This is a genomic window from Allobosea sp. RCC_152_1, from assembly GCF_041360765.1.
Taxonomy (GTDB): Bacteria; Pseudomonadota; Alphaproteobacteria; order Rhizobiales; family Beijerinckiaceae; genus Allobosea; species Allobosea spartocytisi.
Genome location: NZ_JBFUPU010000001.1, coordinates 760,938 through 779,284 on the forward strand (window position 1 = coordinate 760,938; position 18,347 = coordinate 779,284).

The following is an 18,347-nucleotide window of genomic DNA, read 5'->3' on the forward strand; positions in this document are numbered from 1 at the left end:
CTCAGCCCTTGGGGAACTCCAGCCCCATCTCGCGATAGCGCTCCGGATCGTCGCTCCAGTTCTCGCGCACCTTCACGAACAGGAAGAGATGGACCTTGGCCTCGGCCGCCTCGGAAATCTCGACGCGCGCCTTCTGGCCGATCGCCTTGATGGTCTGGCCGCCTTCGCCGAGCACGATCTTCCGCTGGCCCTCGCGCTCGACATAGATCGTCTGCTCGATGCGGACCGAGCCGTCGGGCCGCTGCTGCCAGCTCTCGGTCTCGACCGTCGAGCGATAGGGCAGTTCGTCATGCAGCCGCTCGAAGATCTTCTCGCGGGTGATCTCGGCGGCGAGGAAGCGCAGCGGCGCGTCCGAGATCTGGTCCTCCGGGTAAAGCCAGGGGCCGAGGGGAAGGCGCTTCTCCAGCCAGACGAGGATGTCCTTGACGCCGTAGCCGGTCAGTGCCGCGACCATGAAGGTCGCCTCGAACTGGCCGAGCTCGTTCACCTTGGCGGTGATCTCGAGCAGCTTTTCCTTCGCCACCGTGTCGATCTTGTTGAGGATCAGGAATTTCGGCTGCTTCAGCTCGGAGAGCTTCTCCAGCAGCGCGGTGTTTTCCTCATGCTCGAAGCGGGCGACGTCGATCAGTACGCCGATCAGGTCGGCGTCGGTGGCGCCGCCCCAGGCGCTCGTCACCATGGCGCGGTCGAGCCGGCGCTTGGGCGCGAAGATGCCGGGCGTATCGACGAAGATGACCTGCGTCGGCCCCGACAGGGCGATGCCGCGCACCTGCGTGCGCGTCGTCTGCACCTTGCGCGAGACGATCGAGACCTTGGCGCCGACGAGCTGGTTGAGCAGCGTCGACTTGCCGGCATTCGGCGCGCCGATCAGCGCGACGAAGCCGCAGCGTGTGGGTTGGTTGGCCTCAGACATTGTCGCCCTCCGGCTTGTCGTTCCACAAACCCTCGCGTTTCAGAAAAGCTTCGGCAGCGGCCTGCTCGGCCAGCCGTTTCGATGGACCGCGCGCTTCCGCGTCCTCGAGCCCGGTGATCTTCGCCGCGACCATGAAAACCGGCGCGTGGTCCGGCCCCGAGCGGCCGAGCTCGCTATAGGTCGGCGTCGGGTAGCCCTTGCCTTGCGCCCATTCCTGCAGCGCGGTCTTGGCGTCGCGCAAGGGGCGCACCGGCTTCATCAGCCGCTCGCCGAAGCCGCGCTCGACCAGCGCGCGCGCCGCCTCGTAGCCGCCATCGATGAAGACCGCGCCGATGATCGCCTCGCAGGCATCCGCCAGGATCGCCTTGTTCTTGCGGGCGCCGCCCAGGATCTCGCCGTCGCCGAGCCGCATGAACTGGCCGAGATTCCAGCTCTGAGCCACCTCGGCGCAGGTCTCCTTGCGCACGAGATCGGCGAGCCGGCGCGAGAGATCGCCTTCCTCGGATTGCGGATAGCGCCGAAACAGCATGTCCGCGATCGAGAGGCCGAGCACGCGGTCGCCAAGGAATTCCAGGCGCTGATAGCTCGCCAGCCGCAATTCCTCGGCGCTCATATGGGTGAGCGCCGTCGCCAGCAGGGCCTTGTCGTTGAAACGATGTCCGAGCGTGGCTTCGAGCCGCGCCGTGTCCGGGGCCTTGCGCCCGCCTTCAGCCGCTTTGCTCACTTGATGGTGCTGAAGATCCGGTTCCAGCGAACCGTGGAGGGCCATTCCCAGATCTTCCAGGCCGAAGCGCCCTCGTCGATCGAGAAGAAGATGATCTCCGCCCGCCCGACGAGGTTCTCGAAGGGCACGTAGCCGACGCTGCGGTCGCGCGAGTCGAGCGAGTTGTCGCGGTTGTCGCCCATCATGAAGAAATGGCCGGGCGGCACGGTGAAGACCTGCGTGTTGTCGAAGGTGCCGGTGTCGCCCTCGCGCTCGATGATCTCGTGGCTCACGCCGTTGGGCAGGGTCTCGACATAGCGGATCACCGGGACGTTGCGGCCCCAATTGTCGCTCGTGACATAGTCGGCGATGCGCTCGCGCTTCACCGGCTGGCCGTTGATGTTGAGGATGCCTTCGATCATCTGGATGCGGTCACCGGGCAGGCCGATGACGCGCTTGATGTAATCGGTCGAATTGTCGCTCGGCAGCTTGAAGACGGCGATGTCGCCGCGCTTGGGCTCGGCCGCCCAGACGCGGCCGGACATCACCGGAGGCCCGAACGGAATCGAGTAGCGCGAATAGCCGTAGGTGTATTTCGAGACGAACAGGTAATCGCCGATCAGCAATGTCGGGATCAGCGAGCCGGACGGGATGTTGAAGGGCTGGAACAGCAGGGTGCGGATGACGAGCGCGATCAGAAGGGCCTGGACGACCACCTTGATCGTCTCGAGGATGCCGCCTTCTTCCTTGGCCGCCTTGGTTTTGCTGTCGACGTCGTTGGCCACGCGGGCGCTCCCTGCAGCATCGGACCGGAAAGCGGACTCCACTTTCCGGACACATCCGGTGCGATCATAAAATATACGGATCACCGCGCGTCCCCTGGGGCGCGCGGTGATCCAGACTGCGATCCAGCGCGCGGTCTACAGCATCGGGCCGCAAAGTGGAAACCACTTTTCCGCGCAATCCTCTGCCCTGACAAGGGGATGGGCCGCCATGCGCTCTCCCGGTGCAGGGTCGCCGATCCGCCCGTCGTGCCTGGCGATCTCGCCGAGGTTAAGGCGCTCGCACTATGGCGATTCCGCGGCGACGGCGGCCTTCTGCGGTGCCTGCCATGCCGATGATGCAATGCAGCAGAAGCAGCAAGGTTGAGCCGGCGTCCATGCTCCGGACGCGGAGGTCGGATGTTGACGAATCTCCGGCGCAAGGCCAGTGTTCGCGAGTATTCAATCGGGGGTTATTTTAATGAATGCAAAGAAATATGCCGCCGAAGCCATCGGCACGTTTTGGCTTACTTTTGCTGGCTGCGGTAGCGCCGTCATTGCCGCCGGCTTTCCGAATGTGGGTATCGGTCTGCTCGGCGTTTCGCTCGCCTTCGGCCTCACGGTCGTCACGATGGCTTATGCCATCGGACATATCTCCGGCTGCCATCTCAACCCGGCGGTGACGGTCGGCCTCGCGGCCGGCGGGCGTTTCCCCGGCGGGCAGGTGGTCCCCTATATCGTGGCGCAGGTCGTCGGCGCGATCGTCGCCGCGGGCCTCCTTTATGTCATCGCGCGTGGCGCGCCTGGCTTCGATCTCGCCGGCGGCTTCGCCTCGAACGGCTATGCCGAGCATTCGCCAGGCAAGTACAACCTCGTCTCGGCCTTCCTGATGGAGGTCGTGATGACGATGATGTTCCTCTTCATCATCATGGGTTCGACCCATGGCAAGGCGCCGGCCGGCTTCGCGCCGCTCGCCATCGGCCTGGGCCTCGCCCTCATCCATCTGGTCAGCATCCCGGTGACGAACACCTCGGTGAATCCGGCCCGCAGCACCGGCCCGGCGCTGTTCGTCGGCGGCTGGGCCCTTCAGCAGCTTTGGCTGTTCTGGGTGGCGCCGCTGCTCGGCGGCATCCTCGGCGGCGTGATCTATCGTTGGCTGAGCGACGAGCCGCAGGGCGTCGTCAGCGGCACCCAGCCGGCCGAATAAGCCAGGCTCGAGCTTTCAGGCTCAAAATGAGGCCGGCGCCACCAGCGCCGGCCTTTTTTGTTCGGCTGAAGATGACGGCGCGCCGTGCTTTCAGCCGCCAGCCGGCCGAGCCTCGATCACCACGAAGGCCTGCGCCATCGGCGGATCGTCGGTTAGCGAGACATGGACGAAGGCCTCGAAATCGGCCGGCGTCATCGCCTTCAGCCGCTCGGCCGCGCCGCCGGTGAGCCGCATCGTCGGCCGCCCGCCGGGCAAGTTGACCACTTCCATATCGCGCCAGAACACACCGGCACGCATCCCGGTGCCGAGCGCCTTGGAGCACGCCTCCTTGGCGGCGAAGCGGCGGGCATAGGACGCAGCCGGCGTCGCGCGCCGGTCGGATTTCGCCCGCTCGCCCTCAGTGAAGATGCGATGGGTGAAGCGCTCGCCGAAGCGGTCGAGCGACTTCTGGATGCGCGTGATGTCGCAGAGATCGGAGCCGATGCCGAGGATCATGACCCCGACTTAAATCGCCGCGCGCCCTTCGTCCATGGCCTGACGCATGGCCGTGATCGCGGCTTCGAGCCCGACGAAGATCGCCTCGCCGATCAGGAAATGGCCGATGTTGAATTCCGCGAAGGCCGGCACCGCGGCGAGCTCGCGGGCCGTCGCGTAGTCGAGCCCGTGTCCGGCATGGACCTCGAGGCCGAGCCCGGCCGCATAGGCCGCTCCGCTCTTCAGCCGCTGGAACTCCGCCTCGGCCTTCACGGCATCGCCATCGGCGACGGCATGGCACCAGCTACCGGTATGCAATTCGACGACGGGCGCGCCCAGCTTCGCCGCGATCGCGATCGGCGCCTCGTCCGGCTCGATGAACAGCGAGACACGGCAGCCGGCGGCCTTCAGCCGGGCGATGCGCGGCGCGAGCTGGGCCTGCTGGCCGACGACGTCGAGGCCGCCCTCGGTGGTGCGCTCCTCGCGCTTTTCGGGCACGAGGCAGGCCGCGTGCGGCCGGAAGCGCTCCGCCAGCACCATCATCTCGTCGGTGGCGGCCATCTCGAAATTGAGCGGCTTCGTCAGTTCCGCGGCAAATCGGGCCATGTCCTCGTCGCGGATATGGCGCCGGTCCTCGCGCAGATGGGCGGTGATGCCGTCAGCCCCCGCCTTGATCGCCAGATGCGCCGCGCGCACCGGATCGGGCAGGGCGCCGCCGCGTGCGTTACGCACCGTCGCGACATGGTCGATGTTCACACCCAGACGCAGCCGCTCGGCCATGATCCGCCCCCTTATTTCGTATCGCCGTGCATAGACGAAACGGACCCCTGGGCTCAATGCAGCGAATGTGATGGCAGGGCCACCAATTCTGATCGGTTCGCGAGATGGGCCCCGACACGGCCAAGGCGAGCGAACGGCTTTGCGGTTTGCTAACCGCGAATCCATGAGCCGGCCGCCATGAAGTCAATCGTAACCGGGCCGTCTCTACTTATGGTCGGGACAGGGACGGGGAAGGCGATGCAGCTAGCCGTGAAATCGGGCATCTTCGAAAGCGACGCCATGCCGGACCGGCGCGACACGAAGCAGCCGCCGGAGCGCGTGCTCGGCCGCGTGATCGCCTGCGATGGCGCGCGCGCCACGATCCTCAGCGCCGTCTCGACGGGAAGCTGGCTGGCCGGCGACGCCTGGGCGATCGGCCGCATGATCTCGATCAATCTCGGCAGCAGCCGCATCGTGGCGCTGGTCTATCGCGTGCATGCGGTCGAGGCGGCCTGGACCGACACGGCCGAGAACCCGATCCGGATCGAGGTCGAGTTCCTCGGCGAGGTGCTGGAGGGCTCGGACGGCAAGACGCGCTTCCAGAGCGGTATCACCAACTATCCGCCGATCGGCGCCGTCGCGCACCGCATCCGTACCGGCGATCTCGCGCTGGTCCATGATCTCGGCGAACGCGGCGGCGTGGTGATCGGCCAGATCACGCAGGATGCGAGCATCCCCGCGACCGTGAACATCCAGGACATGCTCTCCCGCCATTTCGCGCTGCTGGGCACCACCGGCGTCGGCAAGTCGAGCGCGGTCGCGCTGCTGCTGCGCAAGGCCGTCGCCGTCCGCCCGCGCCTGCGCGTGCTCGTCCTCGACCCGCACAACGAATATTCGAGCGCCTTTCCCGAGCTTGCGCTGACGATCGACGGCGACGCGCTCGATCTGCCGTTCTGGATGTTCAAGCAGGAGGAGCTGGCCGAGGTCGTCTTCCGCGGGCGTCCGGCGCTGGACGACGAGCCCGACATCCTGCGCGAGGTCGTGGCCGCGGCGCGCACCCGCTACCGCACGCCGACCGCGCCGGATCTGGCGCGGGATCTCGGTTCCTCGCTGCTGAAGCGCCCGCTCGATATCGGCGGCCCGCGCGCGGCCGGGCCGGAGCCGGTGCAGGCCCAGGCGAGCCATGATGCGCCGACGCCCTACCGGCTCAAGGACGTCTTCGCCATCATCGACGAATTGATCGGCCTGCACGAGCAGCGCTGGCCCCGCGCCGCGCTGCGCTCGCTCAAGGTCCGGCTGGAATCGCTCCATGCCGATCCGCGCTATCGCTTCATGTTCGGCCGCGCCAACATGTACGAGACCATGGCGCCGATCCTCGGCCAGATCTTCCGCGTTCCCATGCATGGCCGCCCGATCACGGCCTTCCAGCTCGGCGGCCTGCCGGGCGAGGTGGTCAATGCGGTCGCCTCCGTGCTGTCGCGCCTCGCTTTCGAGCTGGCGGTCGCCAGCCAGGGAGCGATCGAGGTGCTCGTGCTCTGCGAGGAGGCGCATCGCTATGTGCCGTCCGACCCTCAGCTCGGCTTCGCGCCGACGCGCCAGGCCATCGCCCGCATCGCCAAGGAAGGCCGCAAATACGGCGCCTATCTCGGCGTCGTGACCCAGCGCCCGGGCGAACTCGACCCGACGATCATGTCGCAGTGCTCGACGATCTTCGCGATGCGCCTCGCCAATGAGCGCGACCAGCAGATCATCCGCTCGGCGATCTCGGACGCCTCCGCCAGCACGATCGCCTTCCTCTCCTCGATCGGCAACCGCGAGGCCATCGCCTTCGGCGAAGGCGTGGCGACGACCATGCGCATGCGCTTCGCCGCGCTCGCGCCGCACGAGCTGCCGGCCATGGGCGGCAAGGCCGCGGCGGAGGAGGGCGCGCGCTTTGACCCGACGCTCGACGATCTGGTGCGGCGGATGCGCGCCTGAATCCACCGTCATTCCGGGCTTGACCCGGAATCCATCGAAGGTGCCGTGCTCTATGATGGATTCCGGATCGGCGCCGCGATGCGGCTTGTCCGGAATGACCGCGGAGGGCGGCCGCTCGGTTGACGTTTGCCGCCGGTGGCTTGTATCTCAGCCAGCGAAATTCTTGCATCGCGGCGGCTTTGCCTGTATGGCCGTCGCAGATTCATCTCCCTGCATCGCCGAGATCGGAAGGAGCCGCCATGGCTCGCGTTACCGTTGAAGACTGCATCGACAAGGTCGACAACCGCTTCGAGCTGGTCCTGCTCGCGGCTCATCGCGCTCGGAACATCGCTTCGGGCTCTTCGATCCTGGTGGCGCGCGACAACGACAAGAACCCCGTCGTCGCGCTCCGCGAGATCGCCGAAGAGAAGCTGAAGCCCGAGGATCTGAAGGAAGAGCTGATCCACTCGCTGCAGAAGCATGTCGAGGTCGACGAGCCGGAGCCGGAGACCGTCCCGCTGCTCGCCAGCCCCACGAGCGCCGCGACCTCGGACAACGAAGTCCAGTTCGATCGCATGAGCGAGGAAGACCTGCTGCGCGGTCTCGACGGCCTTGTGCCGCCGACCGAGAGCGCCGACGACGAGGATTGATTCCCGTCGGGGAATTTCTTCACCGTTTTGCTCTAAAGCCCGGCACTGCCGGGCTTTTTCATGCCCGATACTCGGAAAAGCGCCTTGCTGCCGCCCAGACCTGTGCAAATAATAATGCGTTGCAATGATCGTAGGCTGAGGCTGGGGCCCGCATGGGCATGATGCGGCAATATGAGCTCGTTGACCGGGTCAGGAGCTACAATCCGAGTACCGACGAGGACCTGCTCAACCGGGCCTATGTCTATGCCATGCGCGCCCATGGCACGCAGAAGCGCGCCTCCGGCGATCCCTTCTTCGCGCATCCGCTCGAAGTCGCCGCGATCCTGACGGACCTGAAGCTCGACGATGCCACCATCGTCGCGGCGGTGCTGCACGACACGGTCGAGGACACGGCGGCGACGCTGGAGGAGATCGAGAACCTCTTCGGGCCGGATATCCGCCGGCTCGTCGACGGGCTCACCAAGATCAAGAAGCTGGACCTCGTCTCGAAGAAGGCGGCGCAGGGCGAGAATTTCCGCAAGCTCCTGCTCGCCATCGTCGACGATATCCGCGTGCTGCTGGTGAAGCTGGCCGACCGGCTGCACAACATGCGCACCCTGCATTTCGTCCCGCCGGAAAAGCGCCTGCGCATCGCCGAGGAGACGATCGAGATCTACGCCCCGCTTGCCGGCCGCATGGGCATGCAGGAATTGCGCGAGGAGCTGGAGGAGCTCGCCTTCCGCCATATCAAGCCGGAGGCGCATGCCACCGTCACCAAGCGGCTGGAGGAGGTGACCGCGCGCGAGGGCAAGGTCATCGGCGAGATCGAGCGCGACCTGAAAGACAAGCTCGCGGCCAGCGGCATCGAGGCCGAGGTCCATGGCCGCCGCAAGCGCCCCTATTCGATCTGGAAGAAGATGGAGCGGAAATCCGTCTCCTTCGAGCAGTTGTCGGACATCTTCGGCTTCCGCGTCATCGTCGAGAAGCCGCAGGATTGCTACCGCGTCCTCGGCATCGTCCACATGACCTGGCCGATGGTGCCGGGCCGCTACAAGGACTACATCTCGACGCCCAAGCAGAACGACTACCGCTCGATCCACACCACGGTGGTCGGCCCCGGCCACAGCCGCGTCGAATTGCAGATCCGCACCGATTCGATGGACCGCATCGCCGAATACGGCATCGCCGCCCATGCCCACTACAAGGATGGCCGCCCCGGCGAGCCGATGCAGCTCGTCGACGAGAGCCGCGCCTATCAATGGCTGCGCCGCACCGTCGATCTGCTGGCCGAGGGCGACAGCCCCGAGGAGTTCCTGGAGCACACCAAGCTCGAGCTCTTCCACGACCAGGTCTTCTGCTTCACGCCGAAGGGGCGGCTCATCGCCCTGCCGCGCGGCGCGACGCCGATCGACTTCGCCTATGCCGTCCACACCGATGTCGGCAACAGCGCCGTCGGCGCCAAAATCAACGGCCGCATCGCCCCGCTGCTGACCGAATTGCAGAACGGCGACGAGGTCGAGATCACCCGCGCCGAGGGGCAGGCTCCGCCTGCCGCCTGGGAATCCCTCGTCGTCACCGGCAAGGCCCGCGCCGCCATCCGCCGCGCCACCCGTGTCGCGGTGCGCCGGCAATATGCCGGCCTGGGCCGCCAGATCCTCGAACGCGCCTTCTCGCGTGCCGAGAAGGCCTTCTCCGACGAGAAGCTGAAGGCGGCGCTGAAGCGCCTCGCGCGCAGCACCGTGGACGATGTGCTGGCCGCCGTCGGCCGCGGCGAGATGTATTCGGGCGATGTGGTCAAGGCCGTCTACCCCGATCTGGAGCCGGAGAAGCGCACGGCCGGCGAGCCCAAGCCGGCCGCGGCCACGGCGAGCGGCAAGGGCTGGTTCGAGCTCGGCAAGGGCGAGAACCTGAAGTTCAAGCTGCCGGGCGAGCCCAGCGCCGACGCCATTCCGATCCGGGGCCTTGGGCGCGACCTGCCGGTGCGCTTCTCGCCGCAAGGCGGCGCCGTGCCGGGCGACCGCATCGTCGGCATCCTGACGGCGGGCGAGGGGGTGACGATCTACCCGATCCAGTCGCCAGCGCTTGCCGCCTTCGACAACGAGCCCGATCGCTGGCTCGATGTCCGCTGGGATCTCGACGACAAGGTGCCGCAGCGCTTCCCGGCGCGGATCGCGCTGAAGTCGATCAACGAGCCGGGCTCGCTCGCCCAGATCACCACGATCATCGCGGAGCATGATGGCAATATCGACGCCGTCCAGATGAACCGGCCCAATCCGGACTTCACCGATGTGACCATCGATCTGACGGTCTGGGACCTGAAGCACCTCTCGGCGATCATCAGCGAATTGCGTGAGAAGCGTCAGATCAGCCGGGTCGAGCGCGTGCTGGGATAGGGCCGTTCTTCCAGGGCAGGTCCGTCATTCCCGATGACGGCAGCCTTACCGCGAGGCTCACCCCCGGAACGCCGCCGCGAGTTCGCGGACGAAGGAGCGCCCGCGCGCGCTGGAAACCTGGCTGCGCAGCACGACCTGCGAGCGGCCGAGCGGCGGCAGGCCCCAATCCGCCCCGACATCGACCGCGTCGCGCGGCGCGATGCGGCTGGCGAGCGGGCTGACGCCCAACCCACCCGAGACCGCCGCCAGCACCGCCGCCATGCCGCCGCCGATGAAGGCTTCGCGCCAGGGGCGGCCGCAGCGGGTCAGCGCCTCGATGGCATGGCGGCGCAGGCGGCACTCGGTGACGAGGCTGATCATCGGCAGCGGCGCGTCCGGCCAGGGCATCAGCGCAGGCGAGGCGAACCAGCCGAAGATATCCTCGCGCAGCACCTCGCCGGTCCTGCCTCCCCCGACCCGCCGGACCAGCACGACGTCGAGTTCCCCGGCCTCGAAGGCGGCTTCCAGCAGGCTTGACGGCTCGATCCGGAGATTGACGACGAGGCCGGGATCATGCGCCGCCAGCCGCGAGAGCAGGAGCGGGATGTCGGGCCCCGCCGCCTGTTCGCTGATGCCGACCGCGATACGCTCCGGCTCCTCGGTGAAGGCCGCGAGCGCGCGGCCATGCGCCGCCAGGAATTCCCGCGCCGCCGGCAGGAAGCGCTCGCCTTCCGGCGTCAACCGCACGAGGCGCGGATGGCGTTGCAGCAGCAGCCGGCCGAGCGTGGTTTCGAGACGCTTGATCCGGGTGCTGACCAGCGATTGCGTCGAGCCGAGCGCCTCCGCCGCGCGTGTGAAGCTGGCGAGCTCGGCCGCTTGCAGGAAGGCGGCGACGGCGTCCACGTCGAGGGCAGGGGAGCTCATCAATCAAGAATCCGTATCTCTGATATCTCGTATGATACGGTTTTATGTTTGTTGTTTCAACGCTAGCTTCTCTCCATCGGCGATCGGCGCGGGATCGCGCTTCGCCGCCAAAGGAGACGACCATGCCCCTGATCCGGATTTCCATGCGCCGCGGCCGCCCGGCCTCCGAGCCCGCCGCCATCGTCGATGGCGTCTACAAGGCGCTGCGCGAGACCTTCGAGGTGCCTGAGGGCGATCTCTTCGCGCTGGTCCACCAGCACGATGCCGGCGAGTTCATCTACGACGCCAAGTATTTCGGCTTCGATCGCTCGGATGCGATGGTGGTCATCCAGATCACCGTCAGCGCCTCGCGCGGCGTGACGCAGAAGAAGGCATTGTTCGCGAGGATCCACGAGAATTTGCGCCGCGATCCGGGCCTGCGCTCCGACGACATCTTCATCAATCTCGTCGAGACGGCACGCGAGAACTGGTCCTTCGGCGGCGGCATCGCGCAATATGTGTGAAACCGACGAGGCGTCGTTCTCGGGCGAAGCGAAGCGCAGACCCGAGAATCTCATGACAAGATAGCTCGTTTCCGAGACGGTCGGGGCAAGCCCGACCATGACGCGGTTCCTTCCTGCGCTTGTCTGCCCTACATCCAGTCCATGGAATGGGTCGACGAGGGCACCGTCATCGGGCTGAGGGGGCATGGCGAAAGCGCCGTGATCCTGGAGGTGATGACGCGCTTCCACGGCCGCCATCTCGGCCTCGTTCGCGGCGGGCGCTCGCAGAAGACGCAGCCGCTGCTCCAGCCCGGCAACCGGGTCGCGCTGACATGGCGGGCTCGTCTCGACGAGCATCTCGGCGAGTACAAGGTGGAGTTGCTGACCTCCCATGCCGCGCGATTGATGGCCACACCGGTCGCGCTCTATGGGCTGGCGACCATTGCGGGCCTCTTGCGTCTCCTGCCGGAGCGCGATCCGCATCCGGGTCTCTATGAGGGGCTCGCCGTCCTCGTCGAGCATCTCGACGAGCCGCAGCTCGCCCCGCCGCTGGTGGTGCGCTTCGAGCTTGCCATGCTCTCCGAGCTCGGTTTCGGGCTCGATCTCGCCCGCTGCGCCGTGACCGGCACGCCCGATGACCTCAGCCATGTCTCACCGAAATCCGGCAAGGCCGTCAGCCGCCCGGCGGCGCAGCCCTATCTCGACCGGCTGCTGAAGCTCCCGGCCTTTCTCGTCGAGGGGCAGGGCGGACGCCAGCCCTCCGCCGCCGACATCCTGTCGGGCTTCGCCCTGACCGGCTTTTTCCTGCGCCGGCACCTCTTCGAGCCGCGCGGCTTGCAGGAGCCGCCGGAGCGCGCCCGGCTGGTCGAGCTGGCGACGCGCTTGGCCGCGAATTCATCCACCGATTGAACGCAAAATGGCCGCTCCGGCGTTTGCGCGCATGCGTGCGTACCTGCATTGTTCTGGCGGGCTGATTCGTGCTGTGCCATAGAGCATGGCGCGAAGAAGCGGGTGCCGGTTTCCGCAGGGAGCAATGCTCCAGACGATCAGGGTCGGCGCGAATTTGGACGGGAAGAGGGCTGACAGCGTATGGGCAAACCGATCGATCCGCCGCCGGAGGATGGAGCCGAGCGCATCGATCTGAAATCGGCGCTCGAAGAACGCTATCTCGCCTATGCGCTCTCCACCATCATGCACCGCGCCCTGCCGGATGCGCGCGACGGCTTGAAGCCGGTCCACCGGCGCATCATCCATGCGATGCGTCTGCTCCGGCTCGACCCCGGCCAGGTCCACAAGAAATGCGCCCGCATCGTCGGCGACGTCATCGGTAAGTTCCACCCGCATGGCGACCAGTCGGTCTATGACGCGCTAGTGCGCCTCGCGCAGGATTTCGCCCAGCGCTACCCGCTCGTCGACGGGCAGGGCAACTTCGGCAATATCGACGGCGATAACGCCGCCGCCTATCGTTACACCGAAGCGCGCATGACCGAGGTCGCGCGCCTGCTCCTCGACGGCATCGACGAGGACGCGGTCGATTTCCGCGAGACCTATAACGGTGAGGACGAGGAGCCGGTCGTACTGCCGGCCGCCTTCCCGAACCTGCTCGCCAACGGCTCGCAGGGCATCGCGGTCGGCATGGCGACCTCGATCCCGCCGCACAACGCGGCCGAGCTCTGCGACGCCGCGCTCTACCTGATCCAGCACCCGGAGACCTCCTCCGAGCAGCTCATGACCTTCGTGCCCGGGCCGGATTTCCCGACCGGCGGCATCATCGTCGAGACCCGCGCCTCGATGGCGGAGACCTACCGCACCGGGCGCGGCGCCTTCCGCACCCGCGCGCGCTGGCTGAAGGAGGACCTTGAGCGGGGCGCCTGGCAGGTCGTCGTCACCGAGATCCCCTACATGGTCTCGAAGGGCCGGCTGATCGAGAAGATCGCGGAGTTGCTCAACGACAAGAAGCTGCCTCTGGTCGCCGACCTGCGCGACGAATCCGCAGAGGACATCCGCATCGTCATCGAGCCGCGCGCCCGCAATGTCGATGCCAACCTGATGATGGAATCGCTGTTCAGGCTCTCCGAGCTCGAAGCGCGCATTCCGATGAACATGAACGTGTTGACCGGCGGGCTGGTGCCGCGCGTGCTCGGCCTCGCCGAGGCGCTGCGCGCCTGGCTCGACCATCGCCGCGAGGTGCTCCAGCGGCGCTCGCGCTTCCGGCTCGGCCAGATCGACAAGCGGCTGGAAATCCTGCGCGGCCTGCTGATCGTCTATCTCGACCTCGACCGGGTGATCAAAATCATCCGCGAGGAGGACGAGCCGAAGATCGAGCTGATGAAGGTCTTCGAGCTCACCGAGGTCCAGGCCAACGCGATCCTCGACACGCGCCTGCGCGCGCTGCGCAAGCTCGAGGAGATGCAGCTCAAGACCGAGCTCGACGAATTGACCAAGGAGAAGGGGCAGATCGAGGAACTGCTCGGCTCCGAGGCGACCCAGTGGAAGACCATCGCCTGGGACATCCGCCAGGTGAAGAAGACCTTCGGCCCGGAGACGGCGATCGGCAAGCGCCGCACCGATTTCGCGGATATGCCCGATACCACCGATATCGACCTGACTCAGGCCATGGTCGAGCGCGAGCCGATCACGGTCGTGATCTCGAAGAAGGGCTGGATCCGCGCGCTGAAGGGCCATGTCCAGGACAAGTCCAGCTTCTCCTTCAAGGGCGACGACACGCTCCAGACGGCCTTCTTCACCGAGACGACGGCGAAGGTGCTGGTGCTCGCCTCGAACGGCAAGGTCTTCACGCTGGAGGCCTCGAAGCTGCCGGGCGGGCGCGGCTTCGGCGATCCGATCCGCCTGATGATCGAGCTCGAGGAGACGGCCGAGATCGTCTCGGCTTTCGCCTACAAGCCTGGTTCGAAGCTGCTGATGGTGACGAGCGAGGGCAGGGGCTTCGTCGCGCCTGCGGACGACGTCGTCGCCAATACGCGTAAAGGGAGGCAGGTCCTGAATGTCGATGGAACGACCGTCGCCATGCTGGCCGTGCCGGCCGATGGCGACCATGTCGCGATCATCGGTCAGAACCGCAAGCTGCTCTGCTTCCCGATCTCGGAAGTCGCGGAGATGGGGCGCGGCAAGGGCGTGCGCCTGCAGCGCTACAAGGATGGCGGCCTCTCCGACGCCAAGACCTTCAAGCTGGCTGATGGACTGACCTGGCTCGACACCTCCGGCCGGACCTGGACGGTGCCGCAGGGCGATCTGCTCGAATGGCTCGGCCACCGCGCCGAGTCCGGCCGTCTGCCGCCCAAGGGCTTCCCGAAGAGCAACAGCTTCGGCGGCTGACGGGCTTAAGGTCGCGATGCCTGCGGCGGTCCGGTCAAAAAGTCCCGACGACGCCGAGGAAGAAATTGCAGGTGACGGTCGCCTTGAAATAGTTCGACTGCGCCTTGCCGGTGTAGTCGATTTCGATCTCGCCTTCGGCCCGGCCTTGCAGCATGACGAGCGGCGTCGCTCCGCCCGGCCGCCCGGTGAGCCGGAGATTGTACTGCGCGCTGCCGGATTGGCTGATCTTGTTGGGATCGAGCGGGGAATATTTCGGGATCCCGATATCGACATCGAGCCCGGCCGTCGGCTCGCTGATCGACTTGAACGGCTTCGGGATGAACGACAGGATCTGAGCCTTGAACCTGCTGTTGACCGGGATGTCCTGGACCAGCTTGACGATGTTCTGCGTCGATCGCACGACCGGGTCGCTCGGGTCCTGCACCGGCACGAGCGTGAAGGTCAGGTTGAGCAGGCTCGGCTGTCTCACCGGTGAGAAGGACGCCGAGGAGACCCCCGCCAGGCTCAATTGAGGGCCCAGGATGACCGGGGGCTGCAGGACGAATTGCGGCTGCTTGGGCGCGGTGCCTGGCAGCGTCAGCGGCGGGATCAGCTGCGGCGGCTTGATTCCCGAAGCCGCGCCGGCTCCGAAGGTCGGCCGCGTCAATTCGGGAAAGACGAGGACCTGCGCCGGGAAGGTTTCGACTTCGAACAGGATGGCGCGGGTCCTTGGGCCGACGATGCCGTCCTTCGTCAGCCCGTGAAGCGTCTGGAATTTGCTCACCCGCTCATGAGTCTTCGGCCCGAAGATGGCGTCGAGCGCGAGCGGGGTTTCGCGGCGCAGATGGTAGTTCAACCGGTCCTGGAGGATCCGCACATCCTGGCCGCTCATGCCCTTGCTGAGATTGCGCGCCATCGCTTCGCCTCGCCTGAGGAGTTCGAAGCCGGGCGACGGGGATCCGGGCTGCCGGCCCGCGGCACGCTCGCCCGATCCGGGAACGTCCGGTCAGGCGCAGCTTATTGTGTCCGCGAGCGGCGGGATCATCAGTTTGGAGGACGAGGGCGAAATCTCGGGGCGATGCGCGGGATGCCGCCCCGCCGGTGTCGGCGCCGACTCCGTCAGCGAAGCCGTTGGCCGACCACGCCGACCTCGACGCCGAGCGTCAGCTTGTCGGTAACGGCCCATTCCACGCCGGCTCGCGCCTCGGGCCTGACCGCGATATCGCTCTGGCTGAAGGGTGGGGAGACGCTCGTCGCGCCATAGCGCCAGGTCTCGTTCGCGGCGGACATGCCGACCTTGGTGTAGACCAGCACGTCCGGCGTCACGAGCACGCCGGTCTTGATCTGGAACGCGCCGGCGAAATCGCGGGTATAGGCGACATTGCCGAAGCTCGGCGTGCCGTAGCCTCCGAGGGTGGGCGAGTAGTCGAGCGCGCCGACGATGCCGTAGACGAAATTGCCCTCCTGCCGCATCGTTCCCATTTCGAGGCCGAAGGTCGGCCCCGCGCTGGTGCGCATATGCTTGCCGCTCGTCACCTGGAAGCCGGAGGAGATGCGCGCATAGGAGCCCTCCCATTTCGGTGAGAGCGAGGGCGCGTCCCAGGCGAAGGAGGGCAGCGAGGCGAAGCCGGTGAGCGGGAGGGAGGTCTGGGCCCGTGCCGTTCCGGCGGCCGCAAACAGAGCCAGCCCGGCGGCGGTCACGGCGGCGGAAACGACCGGAAATCTCACGTCGAAGGCATCCTCACGGCAAATACCTGCTGGAGCTTAGCATGAGGTCCGGCGAATGTCGCCGTTTTGTGGCGCGGCCGCTCCGCGCAGGCGCGCCTAGCGGCTCAGGCGATCTTGGTGCGCAGCTTGAGGAAGCGCAGCGTCCGCTCGGCGGTGGCGAGGTCGAGCTTGGCATAGGCGTCGACGTCGTCGTCGATGTCGCGCGAGGAGAAATAGAGGCGCCGCGCCCGCAGTTGCAGGATGGCGCGGAAGGCCGTCATGCCGACGCCGAGCGAGCGGCAGGTCACCGCGATGCCGCTGGCATTGCGCTGCATCAGCACGCGCAGCGCCTGCTCGGGGGTGATCTCGGCGACTTGCGACAAGACCTGCGCCAGGTGGAAGGCCCGGTCCTCGTCGGCCAGCATGGTCAGGACGTCGTCGACCTCGCGCACCTTGGCGGTGAGATCGGAGAGCAGGAGCTTCACTTCCAGACGCTGCTGGCGGGCCTGCCGGGCGAGCGAGACCGCTTCCTCGGTCGGTGTCCCCGCAGCGCCAGGGCTGTCCGACAATTGCTCGACGATGCGCAGCACCCGTTCAGCCCGTTTCGGTGCGAGATCCGAGCGCCGGGCGAGGTTGCCGGCGATGCCCGCATCGCCGGTGCCGCGCTCCAGCAGCCGGTCGAAGCCGCGATCCGAGAAGGCGGCGCCCTCATTGGCGCTGACGGTTGAGAGAACGGTCCGGTCGCCGCGCTCGACCAGGATGTCGGTGACGCTCTCGGACAGGCGCGCGCGCTCGGCGATGGCCGCGAGATGCTGCTGCGTCTGGCTGACGGCGATGGCGGCGAGATCGGTGTCGGTGAGGACCGGGGACAGGGTCAGGACCAGCCGCGCCACCTCGACATTGTCGTCGCCGCCGAGCGTGACGGCGACGTTGCGCGGCAGGCTCGGCAGCGCCGCGACGCGATCGGCATAGCTCTGGCGGTCCTCGTCGCCGAGATGGGAGAGCGACGTCACCGCGATGTCGCCGTAATGCTCCTTGCTGACCTTGCTCGGCTCCTGGTCCAGCAGGAACAGGTCCGTGACGGCATTGAGCAACTGCCGGCGCGAATCCGACGACATCTCGGCCGGCATCCGGGTCAGGTCGCGCAGCATGAAGCCCCCCAGGCGATCAGGTGCCGGGACAATGCGAGATGCGGACTTGATTTACTCTTAAGCCGATTGCGCTTTTTCGGGGAAAACGGGGGCGGATACGCCGATCCCTGACCGTATGGCCCGACGCCCTATGGGAATGCGATCATTCTTGAGAGAATGCCCTCATAGGTTGCGGAATTCGGTTCGCTGGCGTCGCGATGCGCTTCACGCGGTGGGAGCGTTCGTCTCGACCCGCTCCCAGCCCTGCGGCGTCAGCCGCTCCTGCGGCAGGAACCGGGCCTTGTAGGACATCTTGGGCGAGCCATCGACCCAATAGCCGAGATAGACGTAAGGCAGCCCGAGCCTGCGGGCGCGCGCGATGTGATCGAGCACCATGAAGGTGCCGAGCGAGCGGAGCTCCAGCCCGGGATCATAGACCGAATAGACCATCGACAGGCCGTCGTTCAGCGTGTCGGTCAGCGCCATGGCGAAGAGGTCGCCCTGGCCGCGCCCGGTGAAGCCCGAATCCGGTCCGCGCCGCCGATACTCGATCAGGCTGGTCTCGACATGGGTGTCCTCGACCATCATCGCGAAGTCGAGCGCCGACATCGTCGCCATGCCGCCATCCGGATGCCGCTCGTCGAGATAGGAGCGGAACAGGGAATAATGCTCGGAGCGCGGCTGCGGCGGGCGGGCCTCGCCGATCAGGTCGCTGTTGCGGGCCAGCACCTTGCGGAAGCCGCGCGAGTAGCGGAAATCGTCGACGCAGACGCGCACCGAGACGCAGGCCCGGCAGACCTCGCAGGCCGGGCGGTAGGCGATGCTCTGCGAACGCCGGAATCCGCCTTGCGACAGCACGTTGTTGAGGTCGCCGGCGCGCGGTCCGACGAGATGGGTGAACACCTTCCGTTCCTCGCGGCCCGGCAAATAGGGACACGCGGTCGGCGAAGTGAGGTAGAATTGCGGGGCATCCCGCAACGGGCGCGTCACGTCGGCTGGCTCCCCGGAAGCTTCC

General features: G+C 66.8%; 17 protein-coding genes. 7 read left to right on the forward strand and 10 right to left on the reverse strand.

Annotation, left to right across the window (positions count from 1 at the left end):
- Nucleotide 1: 1 nt before the first annotated feature.
- Genes era through lepB form a run of 3 tightly spaced genes read right to left on the reverse strand, consistent with a single transcriptional unit; the run spans nucleotide 2 to nucleotide 2,401 of the window.
- Nucleotides 2–913, reverse strand: a complete 912-nt coding sequence (gene era / locus AB6806_RS03490; protein WP_142020692.1) for a GTPase Era — start codon at nucleotides 911–913, stop codon at nucleotides 2–4.
- A complete protein-coding gene (gene rnc, locus AB6806_RS03495) occupies nucleotides 906–1,637 on the reverse strand; it encodes a ribonuclease III (protein ID WP_260368319.1) in 732 nt (243 codons plus the stop codon). Before rnc ends, era begins: the two co-directional genes overlap by 8 nt.
- Nucleotides 1,634–2,401, reverse strand: a complete 768-nt coding sequence (lepB, locus tag AB6806_RS03500; protein WP_038368337.1) for a signal peptidase I — start codon at nucleotides 2,399–2,401, stop codon at nucleotides 1,634–1,636. Before lepB ends, rnc begins: the two co-directional genes overlap by 4 nt.
- 457 nt (nucleotides 2,402–2,858) lie before the next feature.
- Between lepB and aqpZ the strand changes: the two genes are divergently transcribed.
- Nucleotides 2,859–3,584: an aquaporin Z gene (gene aqpZ / locus AB6806_RS03505; RefSeq protein WP_038368335.1), complete on the forward strand. Its 726-nt coding sequence runs from the start codon at nucleotides 2,859–2,861 to the stop codon at nucleotides 3,582–3,584.
- A 90-nt stretch (nucleotides 3,585–3,674) separates the two neighbouring features.
- On the opposite strand, the gene acpS is transcribed toward aqpZ, so the two are convergent.
- Both acpS and AB6806_RS03515 read right to left on the reverse strand, forming a co-directional pair.
- Nucleotides 3,675–4,079, reverse strand: a complete 405-nt coding sequence (gene acpS, locus AB6806_RS03510) for a holo-ACP synthase (protein WP_370954120.1) — start codon at nucleotides 4,077–4,079, stop codon at nucleotides 3,675–3,677.
- A gap of 9 nt (nucleotides 4,080–4,088) precedes the next feature.
- Nucleotides 4,089–4,841: a pyridoxine 5'-phosphate synthase gene (locus AB6806_RS03515; protein WP_370954306.1), complete on the reverse strand. Its 753-nt coding sequence runs from the start codon at nucleotides 4,839–4,841 to the stop codon at nucleotides 4,089–4,091.
- Between the two features lie 234 nt (nucleotides 4,842–5,075).
- Here AB6806_RS03515 and AB6806_RS03520 point away from each other — a divergent pair, with 234 nt between their 5' ends.
- The 3 genes from AB6806_RS03520 to AB6806_RS03530 all read left to right on the forward strand — a co-directional run bounded on the left by AB6806_RS03520 (nucleotide 5,076) and on the right by AB6806_RS03530 (nucleotide 9,795).
- Nucleotides 5,076–6,794, forward strand: coding sequence for an ATP-binding protein (locus AB6806_RS03520; protein WP_370954121.1), 1,719 nt, complete (start codon nucleotides 5,076–5,078; stop codon nucleotides 6,792–6,794).
- 239 nt (nucleotides 6,795–7,033) lie between these two features.
- Entirely contained in the window at nucleotides 7,034–7,423 is a 390-nt protein-coding gene (rpoZ, locus tag AB6806_RS03525) for a DNA-directed RNA polymerase subunit omega (protein ID WP_038368333.1), read from the forward strand.
- Between the two features lie 158 nt (nucleotides 7,424–7,581).
- Nucleotides 7,582–9,795: a RelA/SpoT family protein gene (locus tag AB6806_RS03530; protein ID WP_038368850.1), complete on the forward strand. Its 2,214-nt coding sequence runs from the start codon at nucleotides 7,582–7,584 to the stop codon at nucleotides 9,793–9,795.
- 57 nt (nucleotides 9,796–9,852) lie between these two features.
- Here the strand turns inward: AB6806_RS03530 and AB6806_RS03535 are convergent, their stop codons facing one another.
- Complete coding sequence (locus AB6806_RS03535; RefSeq protein ID WP_370954122.1) at nucleotides 9,853–10,698, reverse strand: LysR family transcriptional regulator; 846 nt, start codon at nucleotides 10,696–10,698, stop codon at nucleotides 9,853–9,855.
- A gap of 122 nt (nucleotides 10,699–10,820) precedes the next feature.
- On the opposite strand from AB6806_RS03535, the gene AB6806_RS03540 reads away from it, so the two are divergent.
- From AB6806_RS03540 to parC, 3 genes are all read left to right on the forward strand, one after another.
- Entirely contained in the window at nucleotides 10,821–11,201 is a 381-nt protein-coding gene (locus AB6806_RS03540) for a tautomerase family protein (protein WP_113254681.1), read from the forward strand.
- A 141-nt stretch (nucleotides 11,202–11,342) separates the two neighbouring features.
- On the forward strand, nucleotides 11,343–12,089 hold the full coding sequence (gene recO / locus AB6806_RS03545; RefSeq protein WP_142021047.1) for a DNA repair protein RecO: 747 nt from the start codon (nucleotides 11,343–11,345) through the stop codon (nucleotides 12,087–12,089).
- Nucleotides 12,090–12,269: 180 nt separating this feature from the next.
- A complete protein-coding gene (parC, locus tag AB6806_RS03550; protein WP_038368327.1) occupies nucleotides 12,270–14,516 on the forward strand; it encodes a DNA topoisomerase IV subunit A in 2,247 nt (748 codons plus the stop codon).
- Nucleotides 14,517–14,550: 34 nt separating this feature from the next.
- On the opposite strand, the gene AB6806_RS03555 is transcribed toward parC, so the two are convergent.
- The 4 genes from AB6806_RS03555 to AB6806_RS03570 form a co-directional block, all read right to left on the reverse strand.
- Complete coding sequence (locus tag AB6806_RS03555; protein ID WP_142020696.1) at nucleotides 14,551–15,411, reverse strand: peptidoglycan-binding domain-containing protein; 861 nt, start codon at nucleotides 15,409–15,411, stop codon at nucleotides 14,551–14,553.
- Nucleotides 15,412–15,614: 203 nt separating this feature from the next.
- Complete coding sequence (locus AB6806_RS03560) at nucleotides 15,615–16,223, reverse strand: outer membrane protein (RefSeq protein WP_038368326.1); 609 nt, start codon at nucleotides 16,221–16,223, stop codon at nucleotides 15,615–15,617.
- 104 nt (nucleotides 16,224–16,327) lie between these two features.
- Nucleotides 16,328–17,353 carry a DUF2336 domain-containing protein gene (locus AB6806_RS03565; protein WP_142020698.1) on the reverse strand — a complete coding sequence of 342 codons (1,026 nt, stop codon included), beginning with the start codon at nucleotides 17,351–17,353 and terminating at the stop codon, nucleotides 16,328–16,330.
- Nucleotides 17,354–17,557: 204 nt separating this feature from the next.
- Nucleotides 17,558–18,322: an arginyltransferase gene (locus tag AB6806_RS03570; RefSeq protein WP_142020699.1), complete on the reverse strand. Its 765-nt coding sequence runs from the start codon at nucleotides 18,320–18,322 to the stop codon at nucleotides 17,558–17,560.
- Between the last annotated feature and the right edge of the window lie 25 nt (nucleotides 18,323–18,347).